The organism is Streptomyces sp. NPDC111628 (assembly GCF_055635195.1).
The window spans coordinates 720106-737779 of the sequence record NZ_JBVKBZ010000004.1; the positions used below are offsets into that span (position 1 = coordinate 720106).

Sequence of the window (17674 nt, forward strand, 5' to 3'; positions counted from 1 at the left end):
GTCATGGGGCGGGACGGCTGCCGGGGAGGTCGTCCCGGTGCCGACCGAGATTGATCCTGACCCTGGACTTCTTCGGTCCGTCGTCCGTCACGGCCGGCGGCCGGTGTCCGGAGCGGTCCGGCGGGTTGAACTGCACCCGGCTCCTGCGAGGTCCCTCGGACGTCGCGGAACCGGCGCGCTCCCGGCCCGGACCGGAGGCGGCCGGGCGTGGCTGCGGCGTGCTGTGGAGTGTGCACAGCTCGGTGTCCGTCAGCGCCTCCAGGAACGCGGCGACGGTCGGCCGGTCCTTCGGGCCGGCCGCCGTCATGGCCGCGATCAGCTCCTGCGCCGGGGTGCCGAGCCGTTCGTCGGCGACCAGCGGCTCGGCCGCGTTCACCGCGTCCGCCGGGGATCCGTAGCGGCCGGAGTACGCGGGCAGCGAGCCGGTCAGGTAGAGGTGCGTCATCAGGCCCAGCGCGAACACGTCCGCGGCCGTCGTCAGGTCCCGGGGCTGTACGGACTCGTCGCCGCGCACATAGCGCCGCCACTCCGGTGCGCCGAACAGCGAGTCACCCGCGATGTCCTCGCGGGCCGGAGGACGGCCGGAGAGATACGAGTCGTCGAAGTCGATGAGCTTGGCCGTGTGGAACGCGGCGGCCTTCCGCTTCTGGACCAGGACGTTGGCCGTCTTCAGGTCGCCGTGCACCACGTCGATGTCGTGCAGCAGCCGCAGGCTGATCGCCAGCGTCCTCAGCAGGACCGCCTTCTGCTTCGTGCCGAGCGAGTGCGGATCCGCCAGGCCCGCGGTGTCTATGCGTTCGGTCACCTTGTAGTAGGTGCTGCCCGCGTGGAAGAAGTCGGTGGCGAGCACCAGGTTGCCCGCGCCGCTGGCGTCGGGACGCAGCAGCTTCATGATGCTCCGGTGCCGTTCCTCGAATTCCCGGCACGTCTCCAGCCTGATGCGCCGGCTCGCGGCGCTGCCGGCGGAGCCCTCGCGGGGACGCTTGGGTTCCAGGAAGCGCTTGAGGAAGTACTCCTTGCCGTCCTTCTCGGCGAAGGCCCACACGCATTTGCCGCCGTCGGCATTGGTCGGCTCGGTGACGACCCGGTACCCGCCGATCACATCACCCGGCTTCACTCACGCACCTCCGGCATGAACTTCTCGTACGAGGGTCGGTAGGTCCGCCAGGTCCGGTCCTGCCAGCGGCGCACCGCCTCCGGGCCGTCGCCCGGCGGGACGTCGAGGTACCCGCTGCGGACGACCTCCGCGTGCCGCTCGGCGAAGGCTCGCCGCAGTCGGCCGAAGTCCGCGAAGCCGAGGGCCGCGAGGGAGAGCGACGCGTCGTCGCCGGTGGCCGGCTGGATGGCCCGGCGCAACAGCTCGGCCCACTCGCCCATGTCCCGGGCCCGGCCGAGCGTTTCGAGCAGCAGGCACTCGAACTGCGCGGGCGTGTGCACGTAGCCGAAGAAGCCGTCGGTGGCGGCCAGCAGGACGCACGGCTCGCGGAACTCGCCGCGGTGGGCGGACAGGGTGAAGTCGCGGTCCGCGCAGATCACGTTCGTCATCGGCGGGTCCTGCCGGAGCTGGGCGAGGGCGTCGTCCTCCCGGGTGTCGTCCCGGGTGAGCGCGTGCAGTCCGCCGACGGGGAGCAGGGCGTACGACCGGGAGTCGCCGGCCCAGACGGCCTGCCAGTGGACGCCCCCGTCACCGGCCCGGTACCGGACCGCGGCCAGGGTCGTGGGCAGTACGCGGCGCATGGACCCGGTGATCTTGCTCCGTGCTCCCGTCGGAGCCGCGTGCAGCATGGTCCGCAGGCAGTGCTTCAGGTGCGGCAGGGAGTCCGCCTCCTCGGAGGCCGCGACGCGCTGGAACCAGCACTCCGTGGCGAGCCGGGCGACCCGGGCACCGGCCCAGGCACTGGTGTACGTCGCGCCGTCGGGCCCGCGCCAGGCAGGGGCCGCTCCGGAGCCGCCGGAGCCGTCGAAGACGGCCAGCAAGCCGTTCCCGGTGGGCCGGTGGTACGCCGCGAGCGGTTCGGCGTCCTCACCGTGGCCGGGGCGGCGTTCCGTCCAGACGACGAGGGCCTGGAGGCTGCCCTCGGCGGCCGACCAGGTCAGATGGCCGGACGGGGAGCGAGGACGGCCCGGCGGAAGGGTGGGCCTGGGCGGAATGATCACGTCCGTCCACCGTCCCGGCGGTCACGCCGCCCGTCGTCCGTCGTCCCGGCGCCCCGCACCCTGCTCACGCGACGCTCCGGCGCGGACACCGGAGGTGGCGGCACGTCGGGCGGCCGGGGCGGCGGCGGCACGTCGGGCGGGCGGGACGGCCTGGGCGGTGGCAGCGGCTCCTCCTTGCGTGCCACCACCTCGCCCGGGAGTACGCCGGGTCCGTCGAGCCCCGGCGCCGCCGCGGGCCGCCGGTGCGGTATTCCGCGCACGCGGCTTCCCCCGGGTCCGGCGGACGGTTCCCGGCGGGGGAGCAGTTCGGCCCGGGCTCCGTACAGCCGGATGTCCGCGTCCCCGGTGAAGTCCCGCAGGGCGGTGTTCAACGCGTCCTGCAGTGCTTCCCGGGACCGGTCGGCGCCGTATTCGCGCGACACGTTCCGCAGCCGTTCGCGAAGAGGGCCGTGCCACAGGGCGCTCATGTCGCGGATGCCCCGCGCCACCACGGCGCCGGGGTCGGCCACCCGGCACATCAGCTCCACCCGGCAGTGCAACGGTGCGGACGCCCCGCGTCCGGCCAGTCGCAGATCGAGAACCAGCCGGTGCTCCGTCGTGTCGACCAGGAACATCCGCCGGTACACGCCCGCCCGGAGCTCGGGCACCGGCTCTCCCGCACGGACCGTGCGCATCGGCCCGGCGTCCGGGACCAGTACCAGCGCCCTGCCCGGCGGCGGCGTCGGCAAGGGACCGGGCGGGCGGGCCCGCGGCAGCGTACGGCCCTCGACCACCGGGTCGTACGTCGGCGGACGCGTCACCGGGCCGGCTTCCGGTGCCTGGCCGCGGCCCTTCCGTGCGCCCCCGTACGGCGCTCAGCCATGGCGCCTGCCGCCATACGTCTTCCTCCCGTGGGACACGCGGCGCGGGGCTGCCGCTCCGGCGGGGGGCCGTACCCGTCCTCCCGCCCACGAAGCGCCCGCCCTGATCGTTGAGCCGCTGAGTGATCTGAAGGGCCTGCGCCGTCGATTTGAGCGTGTCCCGGGTTGTTCAGCAGCCCGTTTCGGGCGGCTGAACAACTGACGCGTTCTCGCCTTCGTCGTCCCGCTCGCCCTCCGCCTGGGAGGGAGTGGTGTGCGGCACGTCGGGGGTGTCCGGCTCGTCGTCGCGTTCGCCCTCGGCCTGGGACGGGGTCGGCTCGCTCATCGTGGTACCTCCTCCTGCCGGGCGGGTCACGGCACGGGTACCCCCTCCGGGCGGCCGGCACCATCCGCCGCCCGGCAGGACCTGGAGCGGCGCCCACCACGTGAGCGTCGTCCCCCGTCCCTCGCCCCCGGCGCCCGCGCCGTCGTCGGCGACCCGCAGGCGCACCCCGTCCCGGCCGTCCGGCGAGGGGGCGGGCGTCTCGACGGTGACCTCGACGCGGGAGACGCCGGGGCGCGCCGACGCGGCGGCCAGGGCGTCGCGCAGGGCGGTGAGCAGGCGATCGGCGACCCGGTCGGGCACCCGTGCGTCGACCGGTCCGCCGAAGTGCGTGGACGGCGCGGTGCCGAGCCGGGCGGCGGCGGCCGCGGTCTCGCGCAGGACCCGGCCGCGCAGGCCCGCCGGGGGACCGGCCGGGGGCTGCTGGAGGGTGAGGATCGCCGTGCGGACCTCACGGACCGTGGAGCGCAGCTCGTCCACCGCGCGGCCGAGGATGTCACGGACGTCGTCGGCACCCGGGCGGCGCTGGGTGGACTCCAGCATCATGCCGGTGGCGAACAGCCGCTGCACGACCAGGTCGTGCAGGTCGCGGGCGATGCGGTCGCGGTCCTCGTAGACCGCCAGCCGCTCCCTGCCGCGCCGGGCGTCGGCCAGGACGAGGGCGAGCGCCGCCTGCGAGGCGAACTGCGTCGCGAGCAGCCGCTCCAGGTCCGTGTACGGGCGCCCGCCGCGGCGGCGGGGCAGGGCGAGGGTGCCGATGAGCCGGCCGCCCGCCTGCAGGGGCAGCATCATGCTCGGCCCGAACCGGTGCCGTACGTGGGTCGTCATGCGCGGATCGGTCGCCGAGTCCTCGATGAACACCGGTTCGCCGCCCAGGAGCTGTTCCAGGACGGGGCTGCCCGGCGCGATGGTCGCGCCGACCATGCCGTCCGGGTCGTCGGGCGTGGAGGCGGTCACGATCGCCATGCCGCCCTCGGCGGTCGGATGCAGGATGACACCGGCGGAGGCGTCGGCGAGCAGCCGGGCCCGTTCGGCCACCGTGGTCAGGGCGTCGCCCGCGCCCTCCTCGGTGAGCAGCGCGGTGGTGACGGCGGCCGCGCCCTCGATCCAGCGCTCCCGCTGCCGGGCCGTCTCGTACAGCCGGGCGTTGCCGATCGAGACACCGGCCTGCGTGGCCAGGACCCGCAGCAGCTGCTCGTCCTCGACGGTGAACGGGGCGGCCCCGGCCCGCCCGGCCAGCCGCAGCTCGCCGAACTCCTCGTCCCGCACGTGGACCGGCACCCGCAGCAGGGGCGCCGTCTCCGGTACGGGGTCGGGACCCGGGGTGCGGATCTCGGCGAGGCCGCCCGCCTCCGGGTCCGCGACGACCAGGGCCGCGCGGTCGGCGCCGGTCAGTTCGGCGGCGCCGTCCACGATGTGCTGCAGGACGCCGCGCAGGTCCAGGGCGGTGCCGACGTCCAGGAGGGCATCGAGGAGACGGGCCAGTCGGGGCGCGGGCTGCGCGGTCATGCGTCGGGCTTCCTCGGTTCCCCGGTCGCCGCCGGGCGGCGGATCAGTCGGAGTCGGAGTGTGCGTCGGAGCGGGCGTCGGAGCCGGCGGTCGTCGGGTGCAGGACCAGCGGCTCCACCCGGCCCTCCAGCATGCTGCCGAGGCCCTGGACCGCGCACACGTCGGGCCGCTCCGCGATGTGCACCGGCATGCCGGTGGCCTGACGCAGCATCTGGTCGAAGCCCGGCAGCAGCGCGCTCCCGCCGACCATCATGATCCCGCGGTCGGCGAGGTCCGCGACCAGGTCCGGCGGGCAGTCCCGCAGCACCTTGCCGATGCCGTCGAGCACCGCCGTCAGCGGCGTCTGGATGGCGTTGCGCACCGTGGCGGTGTCGACCTGCACAGTGCGGGCCAGCCCGGTCGCCACGTCCCGGCCGTGGATCTCGGTGGACGCCGGTCCCTGCGGGGTCAGCCCGTTGCCGGACAGGGCGAGCTGGAGCGGGCGCACGGACTGGCTGGGCAGCACCAGCTCGTGCTGGTGGCGCAGCAGCTGCACGATCGCGTGGTCCACGGCCTCGCCGCCCACCGGAATGCGTACCGCGGTCACGATCGAGCCCAGGGAGAGCACCGCGACCTGCGTGGCGTGCGCGCCGCACACCATGATCATGGTCGCCTCGGGCTGCTCCACGGGCAGTCCGCAGCCGACCGCCGCCGCGATGAGCGTGTCGACGAGTTCCACCCGGCGCGCGCCGAGCCCGACCAGTGTCTCGATCGCCGCGCGCTGGGACAGCGGGTCCGCGTCGTGCGGGGTGCAGACGGCGGCCCGCAGCCGGGGCTTGCGGCGCAGGGCGCGGCGGATCCGGTCGCCGAGCAGGTGGCGCAGCATGCGCTGGGCCATCTCGATGTCGACGACCGTGCCGCCGGAGACGGGCCGTACGACGCGGATGTAGCCGGGGGTGCGGCCGGTCATCTTCTCCGCGAACTCGCCGACCGCGATGAGCGCGCCGGTGCGGGTGTTGACCGCCGCGGCGGACGGCTGGTCGACGACGAGCCCGGCACCCTTCACGTACACGCGGGTCCGCGCCGCGCCCAGGTCGACGGCGAAGTGGCAGCGGCGCAGCGCCTCCAGACTGGCGGTGTTGGCAGTACTGGCGGTCATGGCGAATCCTCCCGAGAGCGCGGACCGTGCGGGGCCGCCCGGTGGCCGGCCTCTTAGGCACCGATCGTGCGCGGCCGCGCGGGCGGGCGCCCGCTGGAGGGGGCCGGGCGGGGGGCCGCTGAACGAGGGGCGTGCCCGGCGCGGCCCGGGCGGACCGCGTCCGGCCGGGTCAGCGGAGGCCCGCCGCCGGACCGGGGCGCCCGCCGCCTTCGACCAGGTGGTACCAGCCGGTGTCGTCGGCCAGCGGGCGGAAGAGGTCCGGCGGGAAGGCCGGCCCGTCCTGCCCCTCCTCGCGCACCTCGTCGTAGTACAGGGAGTCGGAGACCGCGACGACCGCCTGCGCGGAGGAGGCGTCCAGGACCGCGCCGACCGCATCGGCGTCGGCACGGCCCAGTGACTGCTCCCCGGTCCCGTCCAGCGCGAACTCCACCTGCCAGAACTCGATCCGCAACCGCAGGCCGGCCAGGCGGGACAGCCGGCCGGGCAGACCCTCGACGGTCGCCCTCAGCAGCGGGGCGGCCTCGGCCCGCGGCGCCAGCAGTACGTACGGGCCACCGGGTTCGTCCACCAGCTCGTAGGCGGCGGCGTCCGTCCCGCCGGCCGCCAGCAGGTCCGTGACCACGCCGTGCAGTGCCGCACGGGCGTCGCGGTCCACCGGGCCGTCGGCGAGCGTGTACCGGGCACAGGCGCGGAAACCGGTGTCGAAGTCGATCCCCGGCTCCTCGAAATCCGGTTCCGCCGGTTCCCGTTCCGCCGGTTCCCCTACCTCCAGTGCCCGTTCCTCCGGTCCCGGATCCTCGTCCGGATCCAGCTCCGGTTCCGGTTCCAGGCCCTCGCTGCGCAGCGCTTCCCGCAGCGCCGCCCGGCTCTCCGCCCGTTCCTCCCTCGCGTCCCGGTCCGCGGGGGCCCGGGCCGTGTCGTGCTCGGCGTCGTCGTCCAGCAGGGGCGTCCAGAGGCCGTCCTCCGTGGGGAAGGGGCCCTCCGGCAACTCGTCCGGCGCGGACACCATCGACTCGGGGGCGTCCGGCTCCGCGGGGCGCTGCCCGTACTCGGTCCACGGGGGCGCGTCGTCCACCGGTTCGGCGTACTCCTCGCGCAGCTCCCGGCCCAGTGCCGTCAGGGCCGGGCTCCGGCCGCCGGACAGCTCGTACTCCTCGTACACCTCCAGCGCCTCCTCGCCCCGGCCCTGGCGGCGCAGGGCGATCAGGTAGAGGCGGCGGAAGTCCTCCCGGTGCGGGTGGGCGCGCAGCAGGCCGGACAGTTCGGTGGCGGCCCGGTCGTACTCGCCGAGGACCAGGTCCAGCTCGGCGCGCTTGGTGTGCAGGGCCAGCCGCAGCCGCAGCAGGCGGGACCGGGCGGTACGGGCGGCGGGGCCGGGCACGCCCGCGAGGGGCTCGGCGTCGCCCCACAGCGACAGCGCCCCTGAGACCAGGCCGTGCGCCTCGGCGAGCCCGTTCTCCAGCCGGGCGGCGTCGGCGCGCCGTACCAGCTCGTCGCAGCGCACCAGGTCCAGCTCGTCGGCGCTGGTGTGCAGGGCGTAGCCGTGGGCGGCCGTGGCCAGGACGCCCGGGCCCAGGATCTCCCCTAGCCGCTTCGCCAGCCGGGTCGTCTCGCCCCGCGGGTTGCGCGGCTCGTTGCCCGGGTCCCACAGGCCCCACCGCAGCTCCTCGTGGGTCACCGTGCGGCCGTGCTTGAGGAGCAGCATCGCGAGCAGCGCGCGCACGTCCCGCGGCAGGTCGGCCGGTCCGTCCGGGAGGCCGACCCGCAGCGGGCCCAGGGCCCGGTACCGGCGGGGCGCGTACGCCTCGCCCGCGCGGGTGAGCAGCGCCGGGTCCCCGAGCAGTTCGAGGCCCCGGGCCTGGGCCGCCGAGGAGGAGGACAGCAGCTGGTCGAAGGCGTGCGCGTAGTGGATCCGCAGGGCGGTGGGCAGCAGGTCCAGGCGGCGGGAGTCGATCGGGACGGTCGGGCGCGAGGTCCCCGACGTCAACCGCAGCAGGACCTCGCCCAGGGCCCGCAGGTCCGCCGAGCGTGCCCCCGGGCCCGAGGCCAGACCCGGTTCGAAGAGGCTGAGCCGGACCGTGCCGTCCGGCAGGAGGACCACCCGGGACGCCTCCAGGCCGCCGTGCGCCAGACCCGCCCGGTGCAGGGCGGTGAGCGCCCGTGCCAGCTGGGCCCCCACGGACACCGTCAGCGGCACCGGCAGCCGTCCGTCCCCGGACCGGGTGAGGGCGCCCAGCGCTATGCCGTCGAGGTGCTCCATGACGACGTACGGGACGTCGCCCTCGATGCCCGCGTCGAGCACGGTCACCAGGTTGGGGTGGGAGAGTCGCGTCAGCCGGTGCGCGTTGCGCAGGAACGCCTGGCGCGCGGCCGGGCCGGGGTCCGGGTCGTGCAGCCGGATCGCCACCGTCCGGTTCGCCTGCGGCGAGTGGGCCGCCGTCCGGTCGGCCGCGGTCCGCTCCGGTGCCGTCCGGTCCGGTCCGGTGTCCTCCGCCAGCCAGATCCTCCCGGACGGGGTGAGCCGTCGCGTGGGCCGGTAACGGGCGCCCAGGCCGGGCGGGAAGGGCGAGGGGGCGGCGGGCCGCTCCCGCACGGTCAGCTGCCGGGCGCTCTCCTCGCTGATCGTCGCGAACGACTCGCTCGTGCCGGCCCGCTCGGTGCCCTCCCGGGAGGGGATCAGCGCGCGGAACTCGCCCGGCGAGCGTCCCGCCCGGTCGTCGATCAGGCCGCCGGTGCGCAGCAGCAGGTCGTGGGTGCGGTTGCGGGCGGTGCGGGGCAGCCCGCGCAGGAGCAGCTCGCGCACTCCGGGGCGGAAGGCGTAGGAGCCGGGCGGCCCGGCGACCGTGGTCAGCAGTCCGCCGAGGATGACCTCGGCCAGGTGCTGGGGCCGCGGGTCCGGCTCGACGGCGGCCTGCACCAGCCGCATCACGGGCAGGTCGGGGCGCCCCAGCGCGAGGTGGCCGGCCAGCCGGTAGGCCTGCGGGGAGGCGCTGGCGCGGAAGCGCAGGACGAGTTCCCCGGGCGACAGCCGGGCGACGTCGGTGCGGTCGTCGGCGTCGGCCGGCAGCGGGCGGTGCAGCGCCGCGGCCGCGCCCGGGTACGGGGTGCCGCCCGGGCTCGCGACCAGTGCGGCCCAGTTCGCCAGCCACTCGGGCCCGGGCTCCAGCACGGGGACGTGCACGGTCCCGCCGGGGGCGCGGGGCGCGGCGCCGTCGTACGGCGTGAAGGTGAGCGAGGCGCTGGGCGCCGCCCGGTGCGGGGCCGACAGCCGGCCCGGGACCGGCACCAGGGCGGTGTCCCGCCACAACTGCTCGGGCAGCGGCTGGAGAACCGCCAGGGGGGTGCGGCGCGCCCAGCGGCGCAGCGTGGCGAACCACCGGGTGCCGTCCGGGCCCTCGCGCCACTGCGGCCCCATGCAGTCGCTGATCAGCAGCATCACCGTACGGCCGTCGGCGGGGATCTGGGCGCCGTCGCCGCGTACCGTGCCGTCGGGGTCCGCGCGGTGCAGGGTGACGGTGCGGAAGACGCCGGACTGGGCGAGCGCGGCCTGCAACTCGCGCACCAGGGGCTGCCAGACGGGCATCGTGGGGCCCGCGTCGTGCACCAGGTGCAGGCGCAGCCACCGTTCCCGTACGGGGCGCAGCACGGGCAGCCACCACTCGGGGCCGGCGCCGAGGCGCGCGATGCGGTCGGCGGTCGCGGCCTCGTCCACCTCGTGGCCGACGGGCGCGTCGGCACGGCGCTTCAGCGGACGCAGGGCGCGCTGCAACGCCAGCGTGTGGCGCAGCATCGGCGGTGCGGGTGCGAGCAGGGCGCTGTGCGGCTGCGCCGCCGAGGTGCCCGGGGCGGGGGCCGGGGACGGCAGGCGCAAGGGGGTGCGGGGGGCCTCGGAGCGGGGCGTGGGCCACACCGGCCCCTCGCCCCCAGGTCCTTGCTCCGGCCCCCGGTCCTGGTCCCCGTCTCCTTCGTGGTCCGCGTGCCGGTCCCGCTCCGGCTTCCGGTCCCGCTCCCCGTCCTGTCGCGGTTCCCCTTCGTGGTCCTGTTCCCGGTGCCCCTGCGGGGCCGGTGGCGGCTTCGCCGCCCGCGTCCCGGACGCCGGGCCGTGCGGCGGGTCCTGGGCAGGGGGCTCCATCCGACCGGCCAGCCACAGGAGTTCGGCCAGCTCCAGCGGCGTCGGGCGGGCACCGGTGGCCGCCGCCCGGCCGAGGAGGTCGGCGAGGCGGGGCAGGGGCGGCGGGTCCGGTGTGCCCGGGCGGTCGGCGGGCATCAGAAGGCGTCGGGCTGCGCGGACCGGCCGAGGTAGGGCATCAGCTGCTCGGCCAGCTCGTCCAGGGAGTCGGCGCCGAGTCCGGAGGAACGGGCCAGGTAGATGGCGTTGAGCAGCTGGTCCGTGGCCAGTTCGCCGCTGCCCACCCGGGACAGGAACCGGTGGATCAGCCGGCGCGCGTACCCGTCGGGCTCGCCCAGGTGGGCGCGGACGATCTCGGCGAGGTGGTCGTCGTCGGGCTGCCGCAGCCGCAGCGAGACGCAGCGGCGCAGGAAGGCGGGCGGGAACTCGCGCTCGCCGTTGCTGGTGAGGACGACGAAGGGGAAGGCCTTGCAGCGGACCCGGCCGCGCTCCACCGGCACCCGCTGGTCGGTGCCGTCGATCAGGACCTCGGCGTGACCGTCGGGCACGTCCCGGGCGGCCCGGACCAGTTCGGGGATCTCGTACTGGCCCTCCTCCAGGACGTGCAGCAGGTCGTTCGGCAGGTCGAGGTCGCTCTTGTCGATCTCGTCGATGAGCAGGGCGCGCGGCCCCGCGTACGGCAGCAGCGCGGTGCCCAGCGGGCCCAGCCGCAGGTGGTCCTCGACGCCGGTGGCGGCGGCCGGGGCGTCGGGCGGCTGCGTGGTGTGGCGCGCCGCGTAGAGGCGGGAGAGCGGGTCGTAGGTGTAGAGGCCGTCGCCCAGGGTGCTGCGGCTGGTGATGTTCCACCGGAGGACGGGGCCGAGCCGCAGTTCACGGGCGACCGCGTAGGCGAGGGACGACTTCCCGGTGCCGGGCGGACCGGTGACCAGCAGCGGACGGCGCAGGTACAGGGCCGCGTTGACCAGTTGCACCGTGTCCTCGGTGGCCTGGTAGGTCGCGGCACGGTGGGTGCGGTCCGGGGAGGCGGCCGCCGTGTCGCCGTCCGGGTCCGGCGGATCGAGCACGGGGCCGCCGTCGAAGGCCCGCCAGGGCGGGGGCGGAGGCAGCCGGGTGATGCCGTCGTGGGGGGCAGGCGCGCCGGTGTAGACGGGCCACAGGGGCATGGGTTCTTCTCTCCGGGCGGTCGGTGCGGCGGTCGGTGCGGTGGTGGGTACCACGGTCGGCGCGATGGTGGTCGGAACGATGGTGGTCGGAGCGGTGGTGGTTCGTACGGCGGTCGGTGCGCGGGTCGGTTCGGCGCGGTCGCGGTTCGGCGTGGTGCGTCGGTGCATGGGCGCGGCGGCGGTTCAGCCGACCGGGGAGTGGAGCAGGGCGGGCGGCTCGGCGAAACAGCGGGGGTCGTCCCACAGGAGCTGGACGTCACGCGCCCAGTGCTCCTCCGGGACCTCCGCCGCGTCCGCCGTCTCGCGCAGCTCCATGACCAGGCGGGGCAGCTCGGCCGGCGGCACGCCCGCCACCGACGCCGCCAGCTCGTCCAGGAACGCCGTGCCGGAGCAGCGGCCGTCGGGTCCCTCCTCGCCGGGGCACTCCCGCAGCGGCCACAACAGCACGGGGACGGGCAGGTTGAGGCCGACCTCGAAGTACTCCGGCGCCGCCGAGGGCGGGGTGGCGAAACCGGCCAGCTCCGCCTCGTCCCGCAGCCGTTTGCGCAGCCCGGCCGGCCGCTCCCGGGTGGCGCAGTCCACGCGGTGCAGCGTGCCGCCCGTGCCGGACCCGAGCCTGCGCCACTTCTTGTGCAGCTGGTGGCGGAGGCGTCCGCTGCGGTGGCGGTACCGGTCGGTCACCACGAGCGGGTAGGCGCAGCCCAGCGGAGTGGAGTCGTCCACTCCACACTCCCAGTGCGCCACCGGTTCGTTCAGCCACTCGCGCGGGAGTACGAAGGTGAGCAGTTCGTCGGCGCCGGGATCGAGCTGGGTGAACGCCTCGTCGATGCGTTCCTGGACGAAGGACCGCACCGCGCCGCGGGCCAGCCGGCGCGAACCCACCGGGCGGCGCCGGCCGTTCCGGTAGGCGGACACCTCGACGGTGACCTGGTCGGCACCGGCACCGCTGCGGTCGATCTCCACGACGATGGGCGACCAGGTCGCGGCGCGTGGCGCCGGATCGGGCGGGGCGTGCAGCCGCTCGGTCAGCCGGTCGGCGAAGCGGGCCACGGCCGCCGGGTCCGGCACCTCCCACTGCACGTAGGCGGCGGCCTCCCGCAGCGAGCCGAAACCGCCCTGGGGCAGCGGCGGGTCGAAGGCGTCCATGGCGGAGACGTACAGCCGGTTCGGGTCGCAGTCCAGGCCGTTCTCCTCGGCGCGGCGCACCAGCGCGTACAGCCGCCTGCGGGCGTCCGCCCGGTGGCCGGGGGTGGGCACCAGCTCGCCCAGCTCCGGCCAGTAGCGCGCCATGACCTCGACGGGCAGCATCCGGCCGACCCGTACGTCCCGGGCCCCGGCCACGGCGGAGACCATGCCGACGACCGTGCCGTCGGCCAGGGTCAGCGCCGCGCCGCTGAACCCGGCGGCCAGCGGCTGCCCGTGCGCCGTGACGGCCTCCAACTGGACCCACTCGTCGGAGATGAGGGGGCCGGGCAGGGCACGGTAGGAGGCGAGCATGCCCTCGTCGTACCCCTTGGGAAAGCCGTAGGCGATCAGCTCGGGGACGGGGGCGGTCCGCTCCGTGCCGGGCCGGGCGAAGACGGCCGGGGTGAGCGGCACCTCCCGGTCCAGCTCCAGTACCACCAGGTCGCCGAGGTCGGCGGCACCCTCCCGCCAGCCGCCGTGCACGACGACCGTGCCGGACAGCTCGCCCAGCTCCCGGCGGCCCGGGAAGGTCACCGTCACCGGCGCGCGGTCGGCCCACCGGACGACATGGGCGCAGGTGAGCAACCGGCGGGCGGAGACGAGGAATCCGGCGCCGACCTCCCTGCCGCACTCGACGCGGGCGTGCCACGCGGCACCGCTCATGACAGTGCGGCGGCGTCCGGCGTCTCGGGACCCGCCGGGGACGGCCGCGGCCCGTTACGCGCGGCGGCGGGCCGTGGCTCGGGAACCGCCGGGGAGGGCTCGGGCGACCAGCTCAGTCTCACCACCAGGTGACCCTCGGCCGAGCCCTTCGCGATGACGGCGCCGGCCTCCGCGCTCAGCTTCACCCCGAACTCCAGCTCGACCGCGTCGGGTTTGAGCGAGCCGTCCCGGAAGACCCGCAGCGCGGACGCGGCCGCCGCCCGCACCCCGTCCAGGGAGTCCTCGAAGGTGCGGGCCGCGCGGGCCGGACCGTCGCCGCGCGAGACCAGCCGCGCCCCGTCCTCGTCCTCGACGCCCTCGACGACCACCCGCACGCCGTCCTCGGTCCTGAACTCGACCAACCCGTCCATGACGCCGCTCGCTCCCCGTGTGCCGTACGTGTCCGTGCGCAGCACCATTGTGACGGACGGTACTCGGCCGTGTCCCGTTCCGCGCCACCGGCCCGTCCCGCCGCTGGCGGAAAGCCGCCAGGGCGACTAACCGCCGCGCCCGATCAACTCCCGTGCCCCAGCGGCCCCCTGAGACTGCTCACAGCACTCTTCACCGCACTCTACGACGACACGAAGAGAGACGTGGATGAGCACAGGACCAGTCAGACGTGGGGCGACCCTCCTGTCGGCGGGACTCGTGATTGCGCTGCTGCCGGCCGGGACGGCGGCGGCGCAGGATCCGCCCCCCGACCCGGCGCGATCCAGAACGGCGGCCGCCCGCACGGCCCCCGCCGCCGACGCGGCCCGCACCGTCACCCTCGTCACCGGCGACCGGGTGACCGTCACCGACCTCGGCGGCGGCCGGAAGACCGTCGCGGTCGAGCGGCCCGAGGGCGCCACCGGCGCCGTGCGCACCAGCAGCTCCGGCGGCCGGACCACCGTCGTACCGGACGAGGCCCTGCCGTACCTGCGCGACGGCAGCCTCGACCAACGGCTCTTCGACGTCGGGGAGTTGCTGAAGCAGGGGCTCGCCGACAGCGAGACCGGCGAGCTGCCGCTGATCGTGACGTACGGCAAGGGCGCGCGGGCCGCCACCCCGCGCGGGGCCGAGCGGACGCGGTCGCTGCCCAGCGTGCGCGGGGCCGCCGTCGAGGCCGACAAGGGGCGTGCATTCTGGCGCGAATTCACCCGTGGCGGCGCCGGTGTCGACGGCGTGTGGCTGGACGGGCGGGTCACCGCGGACATGGCCGAGTCCAACGCGCAGATCGGCACGCCCGAGGCCTGGGAGGCCGGGCTGACCGGCAAGGGCGTCACCGTGGCCGTGCTGGACAGCGGCGTGGACGCCGGGCACCCCGACCTCGCGGGGCGGATCGCGCAGAGCAAGAGCTTCATCCCCGGCGAGGAGGTAGCCGACCGGCACGGCCACGGCACCCACGTCACCTCCACCGTGGGCGGCAGCGGCGCGGCCTCCGACGGCAAGGAGAAGGGCGTGGCGCCCGGCGCCACGCTCGCGGTCGGAAAGGTCCTCGACGACGAGGGCTTCGGCAGCGAGTCGGAGATCATCGCGGGCATGGAGTGGGCCGCCCGGGACGTGGACGCCGACATCGTGTCCATGAGCCTCGGCTCCACCGAACCCAGCGACGGCACCGACCCGATGGCCGAGGCCGTCAACACCCTCTCCCGCGAGACCGGCGCCCTGTTCGTGATCGCGGCCGGGAACACCGGCGCCCCCTCCTCCATAGGCTCGCCCGGCGCGGCCGACGCCGCCCTCACCGTGGGCGCCGTCGACTCCGCCGACCAGGCCGCCTGGTTCACCAGCGCCGGACCCCGCTACGGCGACAACGCCCTCAAGCCCGACCTGTCGGCCCCGGGCGTCGGCATCCTCGCCGCCCGCTCGCGCCTCGCCGAGGGCAGCGGCGACTACACGTCCATGGACGGTACGTCGATGGCGACGCCGCACATCGCCGGGGTGGCCGCCCTGCTCGCCGAGGAGCACCCCGACTGGACCGGCGCGCGGCTCAAGGACGCGCTGATGTCCACGTCCAAGGAACTGGACGCCTCCGCCTACCAGTTGGGTGCGGGCCGGGTCAGCGTGCCGGAGGCCGTCGCCGCCGACGTCACCGCGACCGGCAGCGCCGACCTGGGCTTCTACTCCTGGCCGTACGAGGCCAACGAACCCGTCACCAAGGCGGTCACCTACACCAACGACTCCGACGCGGCCGTGGAGCTGAAGCTGTCCGTGCGGGGCGCCCCCGAGGGCGTCGCCACCCTCGCCGACACCTCCCTCACGGTGCCCGCGCACGGCACCGCCGCCACCACCGTCACCGGCGACGGGTCCAAGGCGCCGGTCGGCACCACCGGCGGGCAGATCGTCGCGGCCGACGCGAGCGGGAAGACCCTCGCGCACACCGCGTTCGGGCTGGTCAAGGAGGACGAGCGGTACACGCTCACCGTGCACGTCAAGGACCGCTCCGGCGCCGCGACCCCGGCCGACCTGACCGTCCAGCAGCTCACCGAGGGCGTCGACCCCTTCCCCGCGCACGTCGGCGAGTCCGGCACCCTGGAGCTGCGGCTCGCGCGCGGGACGTACAGCCTGTCGTCCTTCCTGGACGTGCGCGGCAGCCACGGCGCCGACTCCCTCGGCCTCGGCTTCCTCGCCGCACCGGAGGTCGTCGTCGACCGGGACCGCGAGATCACCCTGGACGGCCGCGAGCTGCGCGAGATCAGCGCCGACGTCCGCAGGCGCACCGAGACCCGGCAGCTCCTCATGGAGTACGACCGCAGCGCCAACGGCTCCGACCTGTTCGGCGCCGTGCAGGTGCCGCTGACGTACGACAGCATCTTCGCCGCGCCGACCGGCAGGGTCGCCCAGGGCGACTTCGAGTACCGCACCGTGTGGCGGCTCGGCAAGCCGCTCCTGGAGGTCAAGGGGGTCGGCGAGGCCACGGTCCAGTCCGGCGGCACCCTGATCGAGGGCCGCACCCGGCTGCCCCTGGTCGACGTCGGGGCCGTCGGTGCCGGGCCCTTCCCGGCCGGCGTACGCGGCAAGGCGGTCCTCGCCGAGCTCACCGAGGGGACCGAACCGACCGCGCTCGCCCGGGCCGCGCAGGAGGCGGGCGTCAAGGCGCTGTTCGTGACCGACGACACCCCCGGACGGCTGATGGCGTGGTGGGGCACCGACGACAACGCCGACCGGCCGCTCCAGATCGCCACGGTCTCCGCGGCCGACGCCCGCCGGCTGCACGAGGCCGGACGGGTCGACATGACCGGCACCCGCAACACGCCCTACGTGTACGACCTGTCCGAGGGACACGAGGGCGCCGTACCCGACCGGGACCTCACCTACGAGCCCGGGCACCGCGACCTCGCCGTGCTGCACACCAGGTACCACGCCGCCGAACCGGCGAGCGGCGGCGAGTTCCGGTACTCGATCACCGACACCTTCCCGATCGGCCTCGGCTTCCGGGAGCGGATCGACTACCCCGCCGAACGCACCGAGTACGTGTCCACCGGACCCGGCCAGCTGTGGCACGAGACCGTGACCAGCGCCGGTGAGGCGCTGGAGGAGCGCGGCGGACTCTCCCAGTACCGGGGCGGCTCGCGGGCGGAGCTGAACTGGTTCAAGCCGGTGTGGCACCCCTACCTCGGCACCGGGCTCGGCTGGGGACAGCAGCGCTCCGGGAACCAGCTCCAGTTCAACGCGCCCGGCTGGGGAGACTCGGGGCCCGACCACACCGGTTTCGGCGACGTGTGGAGCGAGGGCAGCGGCATGTCGCAGACCACGTCGGTGTACCTGGACGGCGAACTGGTCGACCAGGGGCCGAGTTCCGCCGCCTACGCGTGGGACATGCCCGCCGACGAGCACACGTACAAGCTCGTCACCGACACCGCGCTCGACGCGGCACGCTGGCCGCTGGCGACGAAGGGCCACGCGGAGTGGACCTTCCGGTCGGCCGCCACACCGGACGACCGGTGGACCTTCCTGCCGCTGATCAACCTCTCCTTCGACGTCGACACCGACCTCGCGGGCAAGGTGCGCGGCGGGAAGAAGCTGCGGGTCGGCCTAGACGCCGCCTACGTGGCGGGCGCCCCGGACACCGGGACGCTCGGCGGCGGGAAGCTGGAGGCGTCCTACGACGGCGGGAAGACCTGGCACCAGGTCCGGCTGCGCGGCGGGGACGGGGAGGCCTCCTGGCACGGGACGCTGAGCGTGCCGCGCGACGCCGAGCACGTCTCGCTGCGGGCCTCGGCGCGCGACGACCGGGGCGGCTCGGTCACCCAGGAGATCGTGCGGGCGGTGGCCGTGCGGTAGACCCACGAGCGCATTTCGTGTGCCGACACGCGGACGGCGCCGCCTCCCTGGGACGGGGAGGCAGCGCCGTCGGTTTCTCGGACCGTCAGACCAGCCAGCCGACGAAGTGGACGAGGCCGGCGAGGATGTCGGTGAGAAGGTTCATGATCGTGCAGCTCCTTGCGCTGTTCAGGTGCGGGACCCGCTGAGACCGGGACCCGCGGGGACTACTGGGGACATGTGCGCCAACTACGGTCTGCAGCCCGT

At 75.4% G+C, this 17674-nt stretch carries 10 protein-coding genes; 1 reads left to right on the plus strand and 9 read right to left on the minus strand.

Going from position 1 to position 17674, the window contains the following annotated elements; genetic code table 11:
• Position 1: 1 nt before the first annotated feature.
• The 9 genes from ACZ7MF_RS25205 to ACZ7MF_RS25245 form a co-directional block, all read right to left on the minus strand.
• On the minus strand, positions 2-1117 hold the full coding sequence (locus ACZ7MF_RS25205) for a protein kinase domain-containing protein (protein WP_471479933.1): 1116 nt from the start codon (positions 1115-1117) through the stop codon (positions 2-4).
• On the minus strand, positions 1114-2157 hold the full coding sequence (locus tag ACZ7MF_RS25210) for a serine/threonine protein phosphatase (protein ID WP_471479935.1): 1044 nt from the start codon (positions 2155-2157) through the stop codon (positions 1114-1116). Before ACZ7MF_RS25210 ends, ACZ7MF_RS25205 begins: the two co-directional genes overlap by 4 nt.
• Positions 2154-2957, minus strand: a complete 804-nt coding sequence (locus ACZ7MF_RS25215) for a hypothetical protein (RefSeq protein ID WP_471479936.1) — start codon at positions 2955-2957, stop codon at positions 2154-2156. Before ACZ7MF_RS25215 ends, ACZ7MF_RS25210 begins: the two co-directional genes overlap by 4 nt.
• A gap of 229 nt (positions 2958-3186) precedes the next feature.
• A complete protein-coding gene (locus tag ACZ7MF_RS25220; RefSeq protein ID WP_471479938.1) occupies positions 3187-4848 on the minus strand; it encodes a GAF domain-containing sensor histidine kinase in 1662 nt (553 codons plus the stop codon).
• A 43-nt stretch (positions 4849-4891) separates the two neighbouring features.
• Entirely contained in the window at positions 4892-5986 is a 1095-nt protein-coding gene (locus tag ACZ7MF_RS25225; RefSeq protein ID WP_471479939.1) for a rod shape-determining protein, read from the minus strand.
• Positions 5987-6155: 169 nt separating this feature from the next.
• Positions 6156-10253, minus strand: a complete 4098-nt coding sequence (locus ACZ7MF_RS25230; RefSeq protein ID WP_471479941.1) for an SAV_2336 N-terminal domain-related protein — start codon at positions 10251-10253, stop codon at positions 6156-6158.
• Positions 10253-11278 carry an AAA family ATPase gene (locus ACZ7MF_RS25235; protein ID WP_471479943.1) on the minus strand — a complete coding sequence of 342 codons (1026 nt, stop codon included), beginning with the start codon at positions 11276-11278 and terminating at the stop codon, positions 10253-10255. Before ACZ7MF_RS25235 ends, ACZ7MF_RS25230 begins: the two co-directional genes overlap by 1 nt.
• 183 nt (positions 11279-11461) lie before the next feature.
• A complete protein-coding gene (locus ACZ7MF_RS25240) occupies positions 11462-13126 on the minus strand; it encodes a VMAP-C domain-containing protein (RefSeq protein ID WP_471479945.1) in 1665 nt (554 codons plus the stop codon).
• Positions 13123-13584 carry a CU044_2847 family protein gene (locus ACZ7MF_RS25245; RefSeq protein ID WP_471479946.1) on the minus strand — a complete coding sequence of 154 codons (462 nt, stop codon included), beginning with the start codon at positions 13582-13584 and terminating at the stop codon, positions 13123-13125. The genes ACZ7MF_RS25240 and ACZ7MF_RS25245 overlap by 4 nt, the downstream gene beginning before the upstream one ends.
• A gap of 178 nt (positions 13585-13762) precedes the next feature.
• Here ACZ7MF_RS25245 and ACZ7MF_RS25250 point away from each other — a divergent pair, with 178 nt between their 5' ends.
• Positions 13763-17428 (plus strand): S8 family serine peptidase, encoded by a 3666-nt coding sequence (locus ACZ7MF_RS25250; protein WP_471479948.1) that lies wholly within the window; start codon positions 13763-13765, stop codon positions 17426-17428.
• Positions 17429-17674: the final 246 nt, after the last annotated feature.

Bases quoted from the DNA above. Each gene is read 5' to 3' on its own strand.
- ACZ7MF_RS25220 (WP_471479938.1), bottom strand. From the start codon at position 4,848: ATGACCGCGCAGCCCGCGCCCCGACTGGCCCGTCTCCTCGATGCCCTC.
- ACZ7MF_RS25225 (WP_471479939.1), bottom strand. From the start codon at position 5,986: ATGACCGCCAGTACTGCCAACACCGCCAGTCTGGAGGCGCTGCGCCGC.
- ACZ7MF_RS25230 (WP_471479941.1), bottom strand. From the start codon at position 10,253: ATGCCCGCCGACCGCCCGGGCACACCGGACCCGCCGCCCCTGCCCCGC.
- ACZ7MF_RS25235 (WP_471479943.1), bottom strand. From the start codon at position 11,278: ATGCCCCTGTGGCCCGTCTACACCGGCGCGCCTGCCCCCCACGACGGC.
- ACZ7MF_RS25240 (WP_471479945.1), bottom strand. From the start codon at position 13,126: ATGAGCGGTGCCGCGTGGCACGCCCGCGTCGAGTGCGGCAGGGAGGTC.
- ACZ7MF_RS25245 (WP_471479946.1), bottom strand. From the start codon at position 13,584: ATGGTGCTGCGCACGGACACGTACGGCACACGGGGAGCGAGCGGCGTC.
- ACZ7MF_RS25250 (WP_471479948.1), top strand. From the start codon at position 13,763: ATGAGCACAGGACCAGTCAGACGTGGGGCGACCCTCCTGTCGGCGGGA.